Raw genomic sequence first — 17,795 nt, 5'->3', positions numbered from 1 at the left:
GCAGATTTACTGATTTTGCGCAGAAAAGCGTTAGATGAAATTTAGATGGTTTGATTTTGTCGTCGTGGCGATGCGGATACTTTATAGCAATACACCGGTGTTGGTGATGTATTGCTATTTAAAGATGATATAGCCTACTGATAATAGCTCAGGCAGATTTCAACTTCTTCGCGTGAGCCTAAAATAACTTCAACACGTTGATGGATATCGTTTGGCATAATCTCCATGATACGACCTTCGCTAGTCATGCTTAGGCCGCCAGCTTGCTCAATAAGAAAACTCATTGGGTTGGCTTCATAAAGCAGGCGTAATTTATATGGCTTGTCTGCATTTTTGCTGTCGGCCGGGTAGGTGAATATACCGCCTCGCACTAATACACGATGCACGTCGCCAACCATAGCCGCAACCCAACGCATATTAAAATTACGGCCTCGAGGACCTTCGCTACCGGCAATTACGTCATTAATATAGTTTTGCATGGCAGGTTGCCAAAAGCGCTGGTTTGACATGTTAACTGCAAATTCTGAGGTTTGTGGTGTAACTTGTACATTGCGTTCGGTTAGCATAAAGCTACCATGAGTGCGATCTAGGGTATAAAAATGGGTTCCTTTACCGGTGGTCATAGCAAGCACGGTAGACGGGCCATATAACACATAACCTGCACATACTTGAGCTGTACCTGGCTGCATGAAGATATTTGGGTCTTGTGGATCGGTATCCTCATCGACTTCCATAATTGAGAAAATCGTACCCACTAGCGAATTAATTTCAATGTTTGAGCTGCCATCGAGAGGGTCGAAAGAAACGATGTATCTACCGTTAGGATTACCGGCAACGGAAGTATCTTCTTCTTCTGAGGAAATTGCTTTAACAAAGCCGGATTCAAGAATAATGTCTTTAAACAGCTGATTGGCAACCACGTCAAGTTCTTTTTGTACTTCACCTTGGATGTTTTCATCTAAAGTGGAGCCCATTACACCGCTGAGATGGCCTTGTCCGACACGGAACGAAATCTCTTTGCAGGCAGCAAGGATGGTTTTTATAAGGGAAATCAAGTCTAAAGGGACGCCGTCTTCACGCAGCGCGGGAGCTATTCGTTGCATTATTTATTAGTACCCTGAATTAGTTTTGTAATTGCATGTGTAAGTTACCGTTATGGGTAACGCGTTCATTGTACTAAATCTATGCGCAGATCGCTAAATAAAATAGCTAAATAAAACAGACCTTGCTACAGCAAATAATTTTAGTGATAGCTCACTTTTATTAGTCAATTAGGGTATATTGGGGCGTAATAATAATCATAATTAGGGATTTTTCATGCCGCTGATAACATTGTGGGGACGCGCTTTGCTCGCTGTTGCCATCTTCTTACCAACTCTCGTTTTTGCCGCTTTTAGTGATAACAAAACCCGTCTTGACGGTTTTATGCCGTTATTAATCGACGATGCCAGTGGTAAAGTGTATTTACAAATAGATGATTTTAATCAGCAGTTTTTATTTCAAAGTAGTTTGCCACATGGTGTGGGCTCTAACGACATTGGTTTAGATCGAGGTCAATTAGGGGCAACCCGATTAGTACAGTTTGAACGAGTCGGTGATAAAGTGTTTTTGCGCCAATTTAATACCGACTATCGTGCTACTAGCGACAATGTGCTTGAGCGCCAAGCCATCGATGAAGCGTTTGCCTCGTCGATTATTTGGGGATTTACGATAGCAGAACGTGATGAGCAACAGGTATACATTGATTACACACCGTTTTTACTTTCGGATATCCATAACGTCGCCGATACCCTAAAAGCGACTAAACAAGGTAGCTTTAAAATTGATGTAACTCGTAGCGGTTTATTCACTGCTCGCACCAAAGCTTTTCCGGATAACACTGAACTTGAGGCGACGATTACTTTTACCGGGAGTGGTGCAGGTAACTACCTTAAGGCGGTGACCCCAGATGCAAAGGCGGTTACAGTGAATATGCATCACTCATTAATCCGACTTCCTGATGATAGTTACCAAGTACGACAATTCCATCCGTTTTCGGGTATGTGGTCACTTGCGTACGCCGATTACGCGAGCGCCATTGAAGATCCTTTATTAACTCGTATTATTCCGCGTCATCGTCTACAAAAAAAATATCCGCAACAAGCGGTGAGCGAAGCGGTAGAACCCATCGTTTATTATTTAGATCCTGGGGTACCAGAGCCGGTTCGTTCGGCGCTGATTGATGGAGCACTTTGGTGGGATCAAGCGTTTCAAGCGATTGGTTACAAACATGCCTTTCAAGTGAAATTGTTGCCAGCAGATGCCGATCCTATGGATGTGCGTTATAACGTCATTCAATGGGTGCACCGTGCTACCCGTGGTTGGTCTTATGGTGCATCTGTTGTCGATCCGCGCACAGGGGAAATTATCAAAGGGCACGTCACCCTAGGTTCGTTGCGGGTGCGTCAAGATTATCTTATAGCCCTTGGTTTAACATCACCGTTTAATCAAGATAAGGTTGATACAACCGCGCAAAAAGAAATGGCGTTAGCGCGTATTCGTCAATTATCTGCGCATGAGGTAGGCCATACTTTAGGTATCGCTCATAACTTCTCTGCCAGTGGTAATAATCGAGCATCGGTGATGGATTATCCGCATCCATTAATCACCTTAGACGACGATGGTCGAGTTGATTTGAGCCAAGCATATGATGATAAAATTGGTGAATGGGATAAGCACGTCATTCTTTATGCTTATGGTGATGCGAATGATGCCACATCGTTAAAAGCAATAGTAAAAGCGGCTAAAGATAAAGGCTTGCGTTATATGTCTGATCCAGATGCAAGACCGAAAAGTGGCGCCGACAGCAATGGTCACCTTTGGGATAATGGCGAAGATGCGGTGGCTGAGTTAATGCGCTTGCTGGCGGTGCGTGAGCAGGCACTTGCCAATATGGGGGGCAATAGCATAGCCGATGGCAGACCATACTCTGAATTAGAAAATGTGTTAGTGCCGATTTATAACTTGCACCGTTACCAAGTGGAAGCAGTAGCCAAATTATTGGCTGGTGTCGATTACAGTTATGCGGTTAAAGGTGAAGATGACGTGCCACAAACGGTTGTTGCAGGAGCACGCCAACAACGTGCGTTAGAGGCGCTGTTAAATACACTGGATGTCAAGCTTCTAACCATTCCAGAGCATATCGTTGCCCTTATACCACCAAAAGCTTACGGCTATTCACGCAGCCGTGAAAGTTTTGCTAGCGCTACCGGCTTAACCTTTGATCCGGTAAGTGCGGCACAGGCGAATGCCACTCATACATTAAATTTATTGCTTAACCCAGCACGCTTAGCTCGCCTTAATCAGCAATATACGCAAGATGCATCATTACCATCGGTTCATCAATTATTAGCTAAAACCGTCACATCGACCATTAAGCGTCCTGCGACAAGCGGTTTACAAGTTGCCGTGCAACAGCGCGTAAATCAGCAAGTATTGGATATGTTGATAGCGCTTTGGCATAACGCTGAAGTGGTAAGTGAAGTGAAAAGTCAGGTGTATGTTACTATGCTAGAGCTACAAAACTGGCTTGATAAACAGTCGAAACAGTACTCAGTTGAGCATCCATTCTATGGACATTATCTGTTGCTGAACAAACAAATTGCCTTCAGCTTTGATCAAGGTAATGTGATTATTAAACATCAACCGGTGGCATTACCGCCGGGCTCGCCTATTGGTTAACGACAATAGACGGTAACGTAGGAGTAAGTTATGAGTCAGCATATCCATATTCTTGGTATTTGCGGCACATTTATGGGCGGTATCGCGGCCATTGCCAAACAACTTGGTTTTCGGGTGTCGGGTAGCGATGCTAATGTATACCCACCAATGAGTACCCAGCTTGAGCAACTTGGTATTGAGCTCAAGCAAGGCTACAAAGTGGAACACTTAGATGACTTGCCGGATATGGTTATTATCGGTAATGCGATGTCACGCGGTAACCCTATGGTGGAATATGTGATGGAGCGCAATATCGCCTATACATCAGGCCCTGAGTGGTTGTTACAAAATGTGCTTAAAGATCGTTGGGTTCTCGCGGTTGCTGGTACGCATGGTAAAACGACGACCACATCGATGCTGGCTTGGATCTTAGAATACGCTAAGCTTAATCCGGGTTTTTTAATTGGCGGTGTACCGCAAAATTTTGGTTGTTCGGCAAGGCTGGGGGACAGCCCTTTTTTTGTCATTGAAGCCGATGAATACGACACCGCATTTTTTGATAAGCGATCTAAATTTGTCCATTACCGACCGCACACCTTAGTGCTTAACAACCTTGAATTTGATCATGCTGATATCTTTGATTCACTCAAAGATATTCAAAGGCAATTTCATCATTTAATGCGCACCGTGCCCGGCAATGGCTTGGTGTTGGTGCCAAATGATGACACAGCATTAAATGATATGCTCGCTATGGGGTGTTGGACGCCACTTGAGCGCAGTCACAATGCCAACGGTTGGCAGGCGCGGAAGCTCACAGACGATGGCAGCGCTTTCGATGTGTTTTTTGCTGGCGATTTGCAAGGCACGGTGCGTTGGGATTTGATTGGCGATTTTAATATGGATAATGCCGTGATGGCGATAGCTGCTGCACGTCATGCTGGTGTGCCAAGCCATATCGGCTGCCAAGCGTTGATGGAATTTGTTAATACCAAGCGTCGTCAAGAGCTGCGTGGCGAAGTGAGTGGCATTCGTGTTTACGACGATTTTGCCCACCACCCCACGGCAATACAAAAAAACCTTGCGGCTTTTCGCAGTAAAATAGGCAAACAGCGACTTATTGCTGTTCTAGAGCCTCGCTCAAATACCATGAAATCTGGCGTGCATCGTGATACGCTTGCGCCGAGCTTAGATGACGCCGATGTGGTGTTTTTATATCAAGATGAAGATGTCACTTGGTCGGTTGCTGAATTAGTCGACGAGTGTCGTGGTGAAGCCTACTTTAACGACGATGTCGATGACTTGGTGGAGCAGGTGGCTAACTTTGTCCGTCCAGACGATCATGTGGTCGTAATGAGTAATGGTGGCTTTGGCAGCTTTCATACTAAGCTTTTGGATAAGTTAACAAAATTAAGAGGTTAATTGAGCGTTGTTTAAAGGCAAAATCACCTTAGCAATAACCGGTGCATCAGGTAGTGCTTATGCATTACGGTTATTAGAATGTTTGGTTGCGGCACAATATCAAGTGTATGTATTAATTTCTTCTGCAGCGCGTGTTGTCTTAGATACCGAAGTAGGATTGAAAGTACCCGCAAATCCAGATGCGGCAAGTGCATTCTTTATCGAGCGTTATCAAGCTCAGCCTGAACAAATTCGGGTGTTTGGTAAAGAGCAGTGGTTTTCTCCTGTCGCATCAGGTTCTGCGGCGCCGAAAAAAATGCTGGTTTGTCCGTGTTCAACAGGCACCTTAGCGGCAATTAGCCAAGGCATGAGTGATAACTTAATTGAACGCGCCGCTGATGTGGTGATAAAAGAGCGTGGCCAATTGATTTTGGTACCTCGCGAAACGCCTTTTTCTACCATTCACCTTGCCAACATGCATAGTTTATCGCAAATGGGCGTTACCATAATGCCGGCCGCACCGGGTTTTTATCACAACCCTGAATCGATTGAAGATTTAATTGATTTTATGGTGGGACGCATGCTCGATCATTTAGGTATCGACCAAGACATTATGCCTCGCTGGGGGTACACTAAATAGTGCTTTAGCAAGGTTCGTTAAATCGAACCTTTTTGTTACCGCAAAAGACAAGCACTGCAAGGTGCTTGTTACATATAATCATCAATAAACTCAAACTTACCATAATATGCCTTGCCTGCCTTTACAGGGCTTGCGCAATATGTTTTATTTCCCTACATCCAAAATCATCTGCACGTAGCCAAGTATTTTTATAGAGCTACTGTGCCACACATTAATAACAAAGGTTTACTGCATGTCTTTGAACAAGTTCACCGCTAAGCGTAGCGTGTTAGCTGCCACGCTTGGGTTAATGCTAACTAGCGCACCGGCGTTGGCAAGCGCCGACGAAAAACAAGAAAACAAACAATGGTCTGTAAATGAGCCAATGGGCGACTTCTACGACGTAAACATCAAGGTTGATAACGGTACCTGGATGAACGTTGACATCTCACCGGATGGTAAAACCATCGTATTTGACTTACTTGGTGATATTTACACCATGCCGGTTTCTGGTGGTAAGGCAACAGCGCTAACTCAAGATATTGCCTGGCAAATGCAGCCGACGTTTTCGCCTGATGGTAAATACATTGCGTTCACATCCGATCAAGGTGGTGGTGATAACATTTGGGTAATGAATGCCGATGGCTCGAACCCAGTGCAAGTAACCAAAGAAACGTTTCGTTTGGTGAATTCACCTGCTTGGAGCCCTGATGGTGAATTTCTTGTTGCTCGTAAGCACTATACTGGTACTCGCTCACTAGGTGCTGGTGAGGTATGGATGTACCACAAGTCTGGTGGTAATGGCATGATGTTGACTAAACGTCCTAATCAACAAAAAGATTTAGGCGAACCAGCGTTTTCACCTGATGGCCGTTATGTTTATTTTTCTCAAGATGCGACACCAGGCAAAACCTTTCACTACTCAAAAGACAGTGAAAAGGGTATTTATAAAATCAAGCGTTACGATTTAGAGACAGGTGACATTGACGTTATTTTATCTGGTCGTGGCGGGGCCATCCGCCCGACACCATCTGCGGATGGTAAAAAGCTTGCGTATGTATCTCGCGTTGATTTTCAATCGACCTTATTTGTTTATGACTTAGAAACTGGTGAGAAAACGGCCGTTTATGACAAGCTCGATCGTGACATGCAAGAGACATGGGCGATTCACGGTGTTTATCCGACTATGGCATGGACGCCAGACAATGACGCCATTATTTTTTGGGCCGGCGGTAAAATCAACAAGTTAGATCTTGACAGTGGTGACAGCCAAGTGATCGACTTTGCCGTTGAAACGACTAAAAAGATGCAGCCTGCAGTGCGTTTTACCCAGAATATCGATGTTGATAAGTTTGATGTGAAAATGCTACGTGACGTGGAGATATCACCCGACGGTAAGCGTGTTGTATTTGAAGCTTTAGGTCATATATACACTCGCGATTTGCCAAACGGCAAGCCAAAGCGTTTGACTCGCCAAAGCGATTACTTTGAGCTAAACCCGAGCTTTTCACGTGATGGCAAGCATATCGTTTTTGCCACATGGAACGATCAAAAGCAAGGCAATATCCGTGTGGTATCGGCAAAAACCGGTCGCGGTGACAACTTACTTACCGAGCCTGGTAAGTACATTGAACCAACGTTTTCACCCGATGGCAAAACCGTGGTGTTCCGTAAAATCCGCGGTGGTTATATCACATCTCCACAGTTTGGTTTAAACCCAGGTATCTACCAAGTATCAAGTGATGGCGGTGAGGCTCAGTTGATCACTGAAAATGGTAAGCAACCGCAATTTGCTGATCGTAATGACCGAATTTATGTCATGCGTCGTGGTGAAATGCCTGAGCTAGCACGCATTGATCTCGATGGCAAAAACGAACAAACCCTATATACCGGTAAGTACGCGACTGAGTTTCGTGTTGCGCCTAATGGCAAGTATTTAGCGTTTGCTGAGCGTTTTAAGGTATTTGTCACGCCTCTGACCGAGCGCGGTGATGTGATTCATATTGGCCCTGACGCCAAAAACATACCTGTTCACAAATTATCGGCACGTGCAGGCGAGAACATCAGTTGGAATGCACAGTCTGATACCTTGTATTGGAGCCTAGGTCCAGAGCTTTATCAAGCAGGCCTTGGTAAGATGTTTGATATCGGCTATGCCAGCGATACTGATGTTGAACCAAGCGTAACGAACTTAGGCTTTAACCATGATGTGGATGCACCTGACGGGGTTATCGCATTAGTTGGTGGTAAGGTAGTTACCATGGAAGGTGATGAAGTTATCGAAAATGGTGTGGTACTGGTTGAAGGTAAGCACATTAAAGCGGTTGGTACGCGCGATGAGGTAAGTATTCCATCAAGTGCGAAGGTTATCGACGTAGCTGGTAAAACCATTGTTCCTGGCTTTATCGATGCCCATGCCCATGGCGCTCAAGGTAGCAGTGAAATTATTCCTCAACAAAACTGGGTGAACTACGCCACCTTATCACTGGGGGTGACCACGATCCACGATCCGTCTAATGATACTACGGAAGTCTTTGCCGCATCCGAGCTACAAAAAGCGGGCGATATTGTGGCGCCACGTATCTTCTCGACAGGTACCATTTTATATGGTGCATCGATGCCGGGTTACACATCACACGTTGACAACTTAGATGATGCTCGTTTTCACGTGGAGCGTTTGAAGAAAGTTGGTGCATTTACCGTTAAATCGTATAACCAACCGCGTCGTAATCAGCGTCAACAGGTAATCCAAGCGGCTCGTGAAATGGAAATGATGGTGGTACCAGAGGGTGGCTCATTATTGCAGCATAACTTAACCATGGTTGCTGATGGTCATACGTCACTTGAGCACTCTATCTCTACTGCGAAAATTTATGATGATATTCGTCAATTCTGGCAACAGTCGCAAACGGCTTATGTACCAACCTTAGTGGTTGCTTACGGTGGTATTTCGGGCGAGCACTACTGGTATGATAAAACTGAAGTTTGGAAGCACCCAATTTTAAGTAAGTACGTACCAGCAGATATCTTGGCACCGCGCTCAATGCGCAGAACAACGGCGCCAGAGCATCATTACAATCATATTAACGTTGCAAAAGTCGCTAAAGAAATGCAAGACATGGATGTTAAGGTTGCGATTGGCGCACACGGTCAGCGTGAAGGTTTAGGTGCACATTGGGAAATGTGGATGTTTGCTCAAGGTGGCATGAGTGCTCATCAAGCGTTACAAACAGCGACGATAGACTCGGCAAAACACTTAGGACTTGATGCCAATATTGGCTCTCTTAAAGCGGGTAAGTTAGCGGATATCGTTGTTATTGATGGTGACGTGTTAGCAGATATTCGTCAGTCAGACAAAGTGTCACAGGTAATGCTTAATGGCCGTTTATACGATACCAGCACCATGAATGAGGTGGGTAACGACAATACAAAGCGTCAGCCTTTTTACTTTGAATAACCGATATAAAAGGCGCACTTTGTCGCCAATAAGTAGGTAATAAAAATGCCGACACTGCATTAGCAGGTCGGCATTTTTTGTAGATACTTGCGTCGATTACGACAGACAGAGCACAGCACAACCGTAATCTTATCTAGCGCTAAAGATCTCGCGTATTGATTACAGCGCTAAATCAATAATCATTTCAGTTAATTCTTCTTTAGAGATCGCATTGTCATGATTTTTATCAAATTTTAGAAAAATGCTTTCACACATGCGGATGCCTTTTTCTTGAAGCAAACAATCGATTAACTCGACGAATTCAGAGCGATTAATTACACCGTCTTTATCTTCATCAAAAATTTCAAATAATTCATCGACCCATTGAGATAACTGCATAGTATGTTCCTTAGTGAGGCTAGGCGCAGATGTTGTGTTAAGGTAGCGAATAATGACATCATTTGTTGTTATTTATCACGCTATCTGAGCAACTAATAGTTCACCTAGCATATCAGACAAGTGGCTAAGCGAAAAACATTTCCTTTTTAATTGCCTATATTTTATAGTTACTCAACCGCTGATGACTTATCGGCGATAACGAACTCTCTGCTACTAATAATAATTTTAAAGAGAATATTTTGTTTTTAAGTCAAAGTTTTAAACAGCAGTTGCGGCCACTTCGGTTTGTACTGTTGTTATCACTGGCAGGTTTTATTATTAACCTGTTTCCATTGCCGCTATTCTCAAACATTCACTTACTGCTGGGTAACGTTGCTTACGTTATCGTTGCTATGCGTTTTGGCGTGCTGTATAGCCTACTTGCGGCCTTTATTGTTTCAACAGCGTTTGTTATTTCCTTAGATAGCCCTTTTGGCTATTTATTATTTGGCTTAGAAGCCATATTTCTCGCTTGCTTGCGACGACGTGGCTGGTATGTACTGTACGCCGATATTGCCTACTGGCTATTGTTAGGTATGCCATTAACTTTACTGTTGCTTGAATTTGTCATTGACGTACCGCAGCAATTTGTTTGGTTTGCAACGGTAAAGCAGGGCTTTAATGGCTTAATTTATGCCTGTCTTGCCGGGCTTATAGTGCAATTTTTTCCGAAGACCTTTGCTCTGAGTTATCGCCAGCAACCTAAAATTCAAAGGGCATTTCGTCAACAACTGGTGTACGTCACGATTCTTGCCATTACCTTATCCGTGGTCACCACATCAATATTTGTCAGTCACAATGTTATTGATAGTCAACATGATATGCTAGAAGCAAGCATTGAAGAGCACAATAACTCCGTTCACCGTTCAGTTGTCGAAATGCTTGAAAAACATCAGTTAGCGGTGATTCATGGGGCACAGACATTGGCGCAGATGAATGCAAACGAAGGTGTTGCTGTGACGCGTTATTTACAACAGTTACACCGACAGTATCCACAATTTGTATCGATGGCATTAACCGATAATTTAGGGGATATTAGCGTCTCAAGTCCACTTGGTTTGCGCCAACAAGCGGCTCAACGAGGTCAGTTAAATATGGCATTTCGCTCTTATTATCAGCAGGCCATGAGTACTGAAAAGGCAATTATGTCTGAGGCACTGCAAGGGCAGGGGTTTGGTTCAGATGCTATCGTCACCTTCTCTCATGCGTATCAATTCAAAGATCATCTTAGTCATAGCGGTATTGTGCAAGGGGCGATTAAATTACCAACCATCGCCAATATGGTTCCTAAATCTACTAATGCCAATATAGCGATCGTTATCACTGACCATTTAAATAATGTCGCTTACGCAAGCTCACATCTCAACATTTCGCCTTTGACAAACTTTAGTTATTTAGAAAAACGTGATTTAACTTTTGATGATACGGGGTTGTTTGATATTTTAATCGATGGTGAAACCATCGCCAAAGAGTACTTTTTGCGTCATTCTGAGTTACCAAATCGTTGGCATGTCTATGTACTGCTCGATTCAGCGACTGTATTGGAATCTGTTGAAAAAGAGTATTTCTTGATCTTTAACTTATTATTTTTAGCGTTTTTGATATCAGCAAGTTTGGCGCACAAAATCAGTATTCAAGTTACCCGGCCGATTCACTTTATTCTTAAGCAGGTGCATCAATTTGAGGAGGATAAGGAACGCGAATTTTCTCCTTTGTATAACAATTCTGCTAAAGAGATAATCACCCTTTATGATGAAATTAAACAGGCTAAGACACAGTTATTAAGCTATCAACATGAACTCGAAGATAAGGTTGAAGCGCGCACTCAAGAGTTGGCTTTAGCCAATGATAAGCTACAAAAACTAGCTCAGCTTGATGGCTTAACCAAGCTATATAATCGTCGTTATTTCAATAATACTTTTGCGTTATTTCAAAAAATTGCTGTGCGCAATAATAATGACTTGGCGCTTGTGTTAATCGATCTTGATCATTTTAAGAAAATAAATGATAACTATGGTCATGTTGCTGGTGATAAGTGTTTGCAATATGTCGCAGATTTGTTGAAGCAGGAATTTAGTCGAGAAACCGATCTAATCGCCCGTTTTGGTGGTGAAGAGTTTGTGTTACTGATTAATGCAATTAGCGAAGTGCATCTAAAACGCAAACTCGAGAAGTTGCGGGTCGATATTGAACAGGCGTGCATTATGGATGGTCAACAATCGTTATCCGTGACGGCAAGTTTTGGTGCGATATTGGCACCAGCTAAGATCAATGATGCACTAGAACAATGGTTAAAAATTGCCGATCAAGCGTTATACCATGCTAAAGCGAATGGCCGTAACCAAGTGCAATTGACGCATATCCGAACTAATAACGGACAATTTTTGCAGGCTGACAGTGAAGAGGTGTTGAATGCAAATATGTGTAGCACAGCCACTATAGACTAGAGCGTGTTGATCTTTTGAGGTTGTTTTTGCAGCAATTTATGATGTTTTATACAAGGCAGAGCTTATGTTGTGTGGTTACTCCACATAAGTAATTGATAACACAGTAGAAAGGCGTCATAAAAGCTGTCCTTTGGATTCGTTTAAATGCATTTTTTTCATTGTTACTTACTCTGTGCGTAGAATAACTATGCGTATCACAAGTGCCGCGATAAAAATGCATTTAATTCGAACAAAATTTAACCCTGAAAGATCAACACGCTCTAGCCATAGTTGGCTCTGAGTAATAAACATCAAGTTACTGATATATAACGTAACGAGCTAATTTTATGTATCAGACATTCAAACCGATAAGGTCTATACTTAAGATACCTTAAACCTGTTAACAGAGTACTGTTCGGTAGCGAAAAACTAGCAAGGGCTACGTGCTAAACTGTGTTGAATTCGTATCTTTATTGGCTATTTCGCAACGATGAATAGCACTTTTGTTACTCAACAAGCGAGATACGCTTATGAATAAGTTGCTGTTAATTGTCCTAGCGATTTTATTACCCCCGGTAGCCGTATTTTTAAATAACGGTGTTGGTAAGCATTTATTGTTAAATATCATATTGTGTTTGTTTTTTTATATCCCAGGTATTATTCATGCTTTATGGCTCGTGACTCAATAAGTTAATGGGGCAGTAAGTTAATGACCATCCGAGCATAAAGATGATGTGATTTACTTATGCTCAGTGTCACCCGTGTTCGATATCTGTAAAGCGTAGATAACCTCTGAATGTGTGTTTACAAGCCGCAGCGAAAGGGCTTGGATTAGATCCGTGTATAAATACAAAAGGCGAGCCACGCTCGCCTTTTGTTATCAACAGTATAGGTGCTGTAAAGCTCCGAAACACTGTGTTGATAAGTTACTTTAGGCTGATCGTGGTGTGCACACTCTCGCCATCGTCATGTGATGGCTCAAACCATCTTGCTGTAACTGTTTTGGTTTGGGTCCAAAATTGGGTTACCTGCTTACCATTTGGACCTAAATCACCTAATTTTGAGGCACGCGATCCGGTAAATGAAAAATAAGCTACCGGTACAGGGATCGGTACGTTGATACCTACTTGACCAACATCTATGTCGTTTTCAAATTTATGCGCGGCATAACCTGATGAAGTGAAAATAGAGGTGCCATTGCCATGTGGGTTGGCATTGATGATGTCAATCGCTTGCTCTAGAGTCTCGGCTTCTAAAATACACAATGCTGGACCAAATATTTCTTGCTTGTAAATGTCCATCTCCGTGGTCACGCCCGCAAACATCGTTGGGCCAACAAAGTTACCTTTCTCATAGCCAGGAACGATGACATCACGACCATCAACGAGCAATCTCGCGCCTTGCTCAACGCCGGAGTTAAGCAGGTTAATGATGCGTTGTTTGGCTTGTGGAGAAATTACAGGGCCAAGATCGGCGTTACGATTGGTGCCAACATCGACAGTCATCTTCTTGGCACGCTCTGCAATTTCATCTAGCCATTGGCGTGCTTCACCTACTAAGATAGTCACAGGATTTGCCATACAACGTTGGCCAGCGGCACCAAATGCAGAGCCTAGCAAGTCATTAATAGCTCGATCTTTATTTGCATCTGGCATGATCACCATGTGGTTTTTAGCACCCATCATACATTGTGCTCGCTTACCATGTTGGCTGGCATGATTATAAACATGAGTACCTACATGGGTTGAACCAATAAATGATACTGCTTTCACATCCTGATGCTCACATAAACGGTTAACAACGTCAGCACCACCATGGACGACGTTAAGCACTCCAGCCGGTACCCCGGCTTGTAATGCGAGTTCAACCATTAACATGGTTGCAGAGGGATCTTGCTCGGACGGTTTCAGTACAAAGGTGTTGCCACAGGCTATCGCTGCAGGGAACATAAAGGCGGGTAACATCACTGGGAAGTTAAACGCAGTAATACCGACACCAACACCTAATGGTTGGTTAAGAGTATATACATCGACACCGGTTGCCGCATTATTGGCTATTTCACCAAGTTGCAGGCGGGTAATTGCACAAGCATTTTCCACGGCCTCTAATGCTCGACCCACTTCGCCTTCTGCATCAGGTAAGGTTTTGCCATGCTCTTCAGTGATCAAGGTGGCAATCTCATTGGTATGTTGCTCCAACAGTTGCTGAAACTTCATCATAATTCGCATGCGTTTGGTTAACGGGGTCTTGCGCCAGTCTGCAAAGGCCTGTTTAGCGTTTGCAATCGCGGCATTAACTTCATCCATTGTCGCCATAGGGACTTTGGCAACAACCTCTTGGGTTGCCGGGTTTAACACATCTAACCATGTGTCGGATTGAGAGATAACTTTTTCCCCACCAATGATCAAAGGTATTTGACGAATGCTCATAACGGTCTCTTATTAAATTGTTGTAATGGTATTGATTTATAATTATTTATGTACAGGCTATTAAGCCTATCAGTGTCGTTAGAGTAGGGGGATACGAAGTGATGTGCAAGCTTAAAAGTGAACACGATATTGCCTAGCTGTCATGCCATGCATACAGCGTTGTTCAACATCTCGCCATTTTACAACGTAGCCCGCCTTCGAGGGATAGTTACAGCGGACTTAATTTTGCCATGCCAAGTTTGTAGACTACGCCGATGCGTTAGTCGTATTTAAGAGTTGTAACTGCTGATAGCGATATTCCATATAGTCTTGGGTGATGTGCTGCTCTAACGAAACCGCCTGCTCGGTTGGGCAAAAAATGGTGATAGTGAAAATAAAATTGGCAGTTTCGGTGGTTGTGATGCGAATATGGGGCTCTTCGCCAGGTAAATCCACGCCCAAACGCTTTTCAATCACGGCGTTATAGCGACGGCCAACCTCCATAAACTCCTTGCTGTAATCGCTAACGCGCTCAAAAATAAAATCTCGCATGCGAAACACATTCAGGCGGGTATCACAATGAATGGAAAAAGTGTGATACACATAGCGGTTCATGAAATTCATGTTGTGGACAGGCTCAGCTAAGAATAAGCTGTTAGGCAAGGTGACTGTTTTACCGGTATAGTTGTAGTTGTTATGAGAAAAATCAATTTCTTGAATAACCGTTGACATCATATTGTATTCAATCACTTCTCCGGTGTTGTTACCGACCTTAATCCAATCACCAATACTAAAAGAATGAGAACTTGCCCGTAATACAGAGCCACTAAAGCACAGAATAAGCTCTTTTGAAGCAATGACGATAGCAGCAGCAATGGCTGCGATCGATAGCGCGAATGTTTGTAGCTCTGTCCACCATAAGCTCACGAGCATGACAATAATGGCGATCACGGACAAATTTTTACTGCGTGAAATCCACTTACGGTGCTTTTCATTGAGAAAATCATTATCACGTTTAATCCACGCAATGGTCATTCTGGTGATCAAACGAATGACGATAATTATCGCGATGGTGATGAAAATTTTATTTGTTACTAATAGTGAAAAATGTTGTAGCAAGTTTTCCATAATATGCACAGCTACTGACCGACGTTGACTTAATTATATCTGTTATTTTGCAAATGATAATCTATTGTTTCACTCATCTGAGCAGAGAAGCTTCTTTAAATATCAATGACTTTTGTTAACTATGCTACCTTGAAGTAGGGTTCACAAAGATTAACAAAGAGATCACAATGGAAAGAAAACTCATCGGTATTATATTAATAATCATTGGCGCCTTTTTAGCATATTGGGGCTACGATATTTATCAATCTGTTGGCTCTGAGCTAACTCGTACATTGGGTGGTGAAACACCGTGGAAAGCTTGGGCAGGTATGGTGGGTGGCGCGATTTGTATTGTGTTAGGTATCGCCAGAGCGGTTTAGTCGCCTTACCTTTACCATTAGAGCAATACAAAATAATAGGCGGTTGTTATCAATCGCCTATTATAAGATTGAAATAATATTTAGTGCTTATTTTGTGGCCTTATGCTTGTTCATATAGTCAAGAGTTAGACCAATAAGTGCAGCGACACCTGTTTTTAGTCCGGATTCATCAATCATAAATTCGGGCGTATGGTGTGCTGGTGCATCTTCTACGCTAACGTTGAGTGGCTTACCACCTACCCCTAAAAACAATCCGGGTACTTGTTGTTGATAAAACGAAAAGTCTTCAGCGCCGGTTTGCGCATTAGCTAATACAACATTGTCTTCACCAATGACCTGGTTCAGTGCCGGTAACATCTGCGTCATCAAGATTGGGTCATTATATGTGACGGGGTAATTTGCACCAAACGGTACCGTTACTTCGGCTTCAGCGCCCATACTGGCGGCAATATTGGTCGCTTTGCGGACAACCGCTTGGCGAATTTGCTCGCGCATGGTCGGCGTTAGCGAGCGCAGCGTACCAATGATTTCTACCTCGTTAGGGATAATGTTAGAGCGCACACCACCATGGATGCTACCAACAGTGACTACGGCTGCTTCGTCAATTAATTGTAATTCCCGAGACACAATGGTTTGTAATCCCATAATAATTTGCGCTGCCGTGACTATCGGATCGACACTTTTCCAAGGGTATGCGCCATGCGCTTGCTTCCCTTTAACGACGACTTTAAAGGTATCGACGGCTGCCAGTGTGCCGCCAGGTTTATAGCTAATTTTACCGACATCAAGGTTTGACCATATGTGTAAACCAAAAATAACGTCGACGTCAGGGGTGTTGAGCACGCCTTGCTTAACCATTAGCTCGGCTCCGCCTTCTTCACCAACTGGGGCGCCTTCTTCAGCTGGTTGAAAAATAAATTTCACTTTACCTATCAGTTGCTGCTTGTGTTGGCTGAGCATTTTTGCCGCGCCTAGTAGCATAGCAATGTGGGTATCATGGCCACAGGCATGCATAACACCAGTTTGTTGACCGTTAAATTCACTGACGACTTTTGATGCAAAAGGTAGATCACTGCTTTCGGTAACTGGTAAGCCATCAATATCGGCACGCAAAGCGACCACCGGACCTGCTTTTCCACTGTCTAGTACGGCAACAACGCCAGTATGGGCAATACCCGTTTCTACCTTCAGGCCCATAGCGGATAGCTCTTGGGCAATGGTTTTGCTGGTGTTAAATTCTCGATTAGAAAGTTCAGGATATTGGTGAAAATGACGTCGCCAGTTAATGACATCGGCCTCTACATCGGTGGCCATTTGTTGCGCTGAGGCGCTGTGCGAGTATGGGCTAGAGGCGATAGCGAGTGCCGCGCTAATAGCGAGTATGGTTTTTTTAAACATAGATCCCCTGTAGGTCTTATTCTTTTTATATCAACACAATAGGGGATTTAACTGGAAATTAAAAGCAGAAGTTTTATGGCTGGTAGTGGGAGTTTACAACTCCCACTCGTCTTCATCGAGTAGTTCTTTTAAGCGCTTACGTTCAAGCAACTCATCGATACGGCGGCGCGTTTTGGCACTTTCTTGATTGCCCTTTTCGTCGTCCGTATTTGCACTTACATCATCATCAAAATCTTCATCGCTACCGCTAAAGTCGACATCGTCAATGATCTTGTTTCGAGACATTACCACATCCTCAATAATTGGCTAAGACCTTCAGATCTGAAAAATAGGCAAAAATTTTGCTTACGTCAAACAAAAAATAAGGCTTTTTTATCGTTCGCTGAAAAAAGCTACGGAGCCCGTCATAACTGGCTTAAGGCTATTTTTTGTTACACGTTGCAGTTGCAATTTTTGTTGAAGTCGATATGGTGGAGGTAACTATTT

General features: G+C 43.4%; 13 protein-coding genes. 7 read left to right on the top strand and 6 right to left on the bottom strand.

Annotated features, from left to right (window positions below; genetic code table 11):
• Positions 1 to 134: 134 nt before the first annotated feature.
• Entirely contained in the window at positions 135 to 1,103 is a 969-nt protein-coding gene (locus tag ACAX20_RS12805; protein WP_371186767.1) for a class 1 fructose-bisphosphatase, read from the bottom strand.
• Between the two features lie 214 nt (positions 1,104 to 1,317).
• Here ACAX20_RS12805 and ACAX20_RS12800 point away from each other — a divergent pair, with 214 nt between their 5' ends.
• The 4 genes from ACAX20_RS12800 (at position 1,318) to ACAX20_RS12785 (ending at position 9,173) form a co-directional block, all read left to right on the top strand.
• A complete protein-coding gene (locus ACAX20_RS12800) occupies positions 1,318 to 3,720 on the top strand; it encodes a zinc-dependent metalloprotease (protein ID WP_371186765.1) in 2,403 nt (800 codons plus the stop codon).
• Between the two features lie 30 nt (positions 3,721 to 3,750).
• Positions 3,751 to 5,118, top strand: a complete 1,368-nt coding sequence (gene mpl, locus ACAX20_RS12795; RefSeq protein ID WP_371186763.1) for a UDP-N-acetylmuramate:L-alanyl-gamma-D-glutamyl-meso-diaminopimelate ligase — start codon at positions 3,751 to 3,753, stop codon at positions 5,116 to 5,118.
• A 7-nt stretch (positions 5,119 to 5,125) separates the two neighbouring features.
• Positions 5,126 to 5,737, top strand: coding sequence for a flavin prenyltransferase UbiX (locus tag ACAX20_RS12790; protein WP_371186761.1), 612 nt, complete (start codon positions 5,126 to 5,128; stop codon positions 5,735 to 5,737).
• Positions 5,738 to 5,969: 232 nt separating this feature from the next.
• The gene (locus ACAX20_RS12785) at positions 5,970 to 9,173 is read left to right on the top strand and encodes an amidohydrolase family protein (RefSeq protein ID WP_371186760.1); all 3,204 of its coding nucleotides are present in this window, start codon (positions 5,970 to 5,972) and stop codon (positions 9,171 to 9,173) included.
• Between the two features lie 159 nt (positions 9,174 to 9,332).
• Here the strand turns inward: ACAX20_RS12785 and ACAX20_RS12780 are convergent, their stop codons facing one another.
• Positions 9,333 to 9,551, bottom strand: a complete 219-nt coding sequence (locus tag ACAX20_RS12780; RefSeq protein WP_371186759.1) for an EF-hand domain-containing protein — start codon at positions 9,549 to 9,551, stop codon at positions 9,333 to 9,335.
• 239 nt (positions 9,552 to 9,790) lie between these two features.
• On the opposite strand from ACAX20_RS12780, the gene ACAX20_RS12775 reads away from it, so the two are divergent.
• Both ACAX20_RS12775 and ACAX20_RS12770 read left to right on the top strand, forming a co-directional pair.
• Positions 9,791 to 12,037 carry a diguanylate cyclase gene (locus ACAX20_RS12775; protein WP_371186757.1) on the top strand — a complete coding sequence of 749 codons (2,247 nt, stop codon included), beginning with the start codon at positions 9,791 to 9,793 and terminating at the stop codon, positions 12,035 to 12,037.
• A 509-nt stretch (positions 12,038 to 12,546) separates the two neighbouring features.
• Positions 12,547 to 12,705 carry a YqaE/Pmp3 family membrane protein gene (locus tag ACAX20_RS12770; RefSeq protein ID WP_371186755.1) on the top strand — a complete coding sequence of 53 codons (159 nt, stop codon included), beginning with the start codon at positions 12,547 to 12,549 and terminating at the stop codon, positions 12,703 to 12,705.
• 237 nt (positions 12,706 to 12,942) lie between these two features.
• Here the strand turns inward: ACAX20_RS12770 and ACAX20_RS12765 are convergent, their stop codons facing one another.
• Positions 12,943 to 14,445 carry a CoA-acylating methylmalonate-semialdehyde dehydrogenase gene (locus ACAX20_RS12765; protein WP_371186753.1) on the bottom strand — a complete coding sequence of 501 codons (1,503 nt, stop codon included), beginning with the start codon at positions 14,443 to 14,445 and terminating at the stop codon, positions 12,943 to 12,945.
• 246 nt (positions 14,446 to 14,691) lie between these two features.
• Complete coding sequence (locus tag ACAX20_RS12760; RefSeq protein ID WP_371186751.1) at positions 14,692 to 15,552, bottom strand: mechanosensitive ion channel domain-containing protein; 861 nt, start codon at positions 15,550 to 15,552, stop codon at positions 14,692 to 14,694.
• A gap of 167 nt (positions 15,553 to 15,719) precedes the next feature.
• Between ACAX20_RS12760 and ACAX20_RS12755 the strand changes: the two genes are divergently transcribed.
• The gene (locus tag ACAX20_RS12755; RefSeq protein ID WP_371186749.1) at positions 15,720 to 15,911 is read left to right on the top strand and encodes a DUF3185 family protein; all 192 of its coding nucleotides are present in this window, start codon (positions 15,720 to 15,722) and stop codon (positions 15,909 to 15,911) included.
• An 87-nt stretch (positions 15,912 to 15,998) separates the two neighbouring features.
• On the opposite strand, the gene ACAX20_RS12750 is transcribed toward ACAX20_RS12755, so the two are convergent.
• Together ACAX20_RS12750 and ACAX20_RS12745 are read right to left on the bottom strand one after the other, a co-directional pair.
• Complete coding sequence (locus ACAX20_RS12750; protein WP_371186747.1) at positions 15,999 to 17,309, bottom strand: amidohydrolase; 1,311 nt, start codon at positions 17,307 to 17,309, stop codon at positions 15,999 to 16,001.
• A gap of 93 nt (positions 17,310 to 17,402) precedes the next feature.
• On the bottom strand, positions 17,403 to 17,594 hold the full coding sequence (locus ACAX20_RS12745; RefSeq protein ID WP_371186745.1) for a PA3496 family putative envelope integrity protein: 192 nt from the start codon (positions 17,592 to 17,594) through the stop codon (positions 17,403 to 17,405).
• Positions 17,595 to 17,795 lie beyond the last annotated feature (201 nt).

Source organism: Thalassotalea sp. Sam97, from assembly GCF_041379765.1.
Classification (GTDB): Bacteria; Pseudomonadota; Gammaproteobacteria; order Enterobacterales; family Alteromonadaceae; genus Thalassotalea_A; species Thalassotalea_A maritima.
Note: the sequence above shows the minus strand (reverse complement) of the source record. Positions and strands in the feature narration are given on the sequence as shown.

Bases quoted from the DNA above. Each gene is read 5' to 3' on its own strand.
- ACAX20_RS12785 (WP_371186760.1), top strand. From the start codon at position 5,970: ATGTCTTTGAACAAGTTCACCGCTAAGCGTAGCGTGTTAGCTGCCACG.
- mpl (WP_371186763.1), top strand. From the start codon at position 3,751: ATGAGTCAGCATATCCATATTCTTGGTATTTGCGGCACATTTATGGGC.
- ACAX20_RS12800 (WP_371186765.1), top strand. From the start codon at position 1,318: ATGCCGCTGATAACATTGTGGGGACGCGCTTTGCTCGCTGTTGCCATC.
- ACAX20_RS12745 (WP_371186745.1), bottom strand. From the start codon at position 17,594: ATGTCTCGAAACAAGATCATTGACGATGTCGACTTTAGCGGTAGCGAT.
- ACAX20_RS12770 (WP_371186755.1), top strand. From the start codon at position 12,547: ATGAATAAGTTGCTGTTAATTGTCCTAGCGATTTTATTACCCCCGGTA.
- ACAX20_RS12805 (WP_371186767.1), bottom strand. From the start codon at position 1,103: ATGCAACGAATAGCTCCCGCGCTGCGTGAAGACGGCGTCCCTTTAGAC.
- ACAX20_RS12760 (WP_371186751.1), bottom strand. From the start codon at position 15,552: ATGGAAAACTTGCTACAACATTTTTCACTATTAGTAACAAATAAAATT.
- ACAX20_RS12755 (WP_371186749.1), top strand. From the start codon at position 15,720: ATGGAAAGAAAACTCATCGGTATTATATTAATAATCATTGGCGCCTTT.
- ACAX20_RS12780 (WP_371186759.1), bottom strand. From the start codon at position 9,551: ATGCAGTTATCTCAATGGGTCGATGAATTATTTGAAATTTTTGATGAA.
- ACAX20_RS12750 (WP_371186747.1), bottom strand. From the start codon at position 17,309: ATGTTTAAAAAAACCATACTCGCTATTAGCGCGGCACTCGCTATCGCC.
- ACAX20_RS12765 (WP_371186753.1), bottom strand. From the start codon at position 14,445: ATGAGCATTCGTCAAATACCTTTGATCATTGGTGGGGAAAAAGTTATC.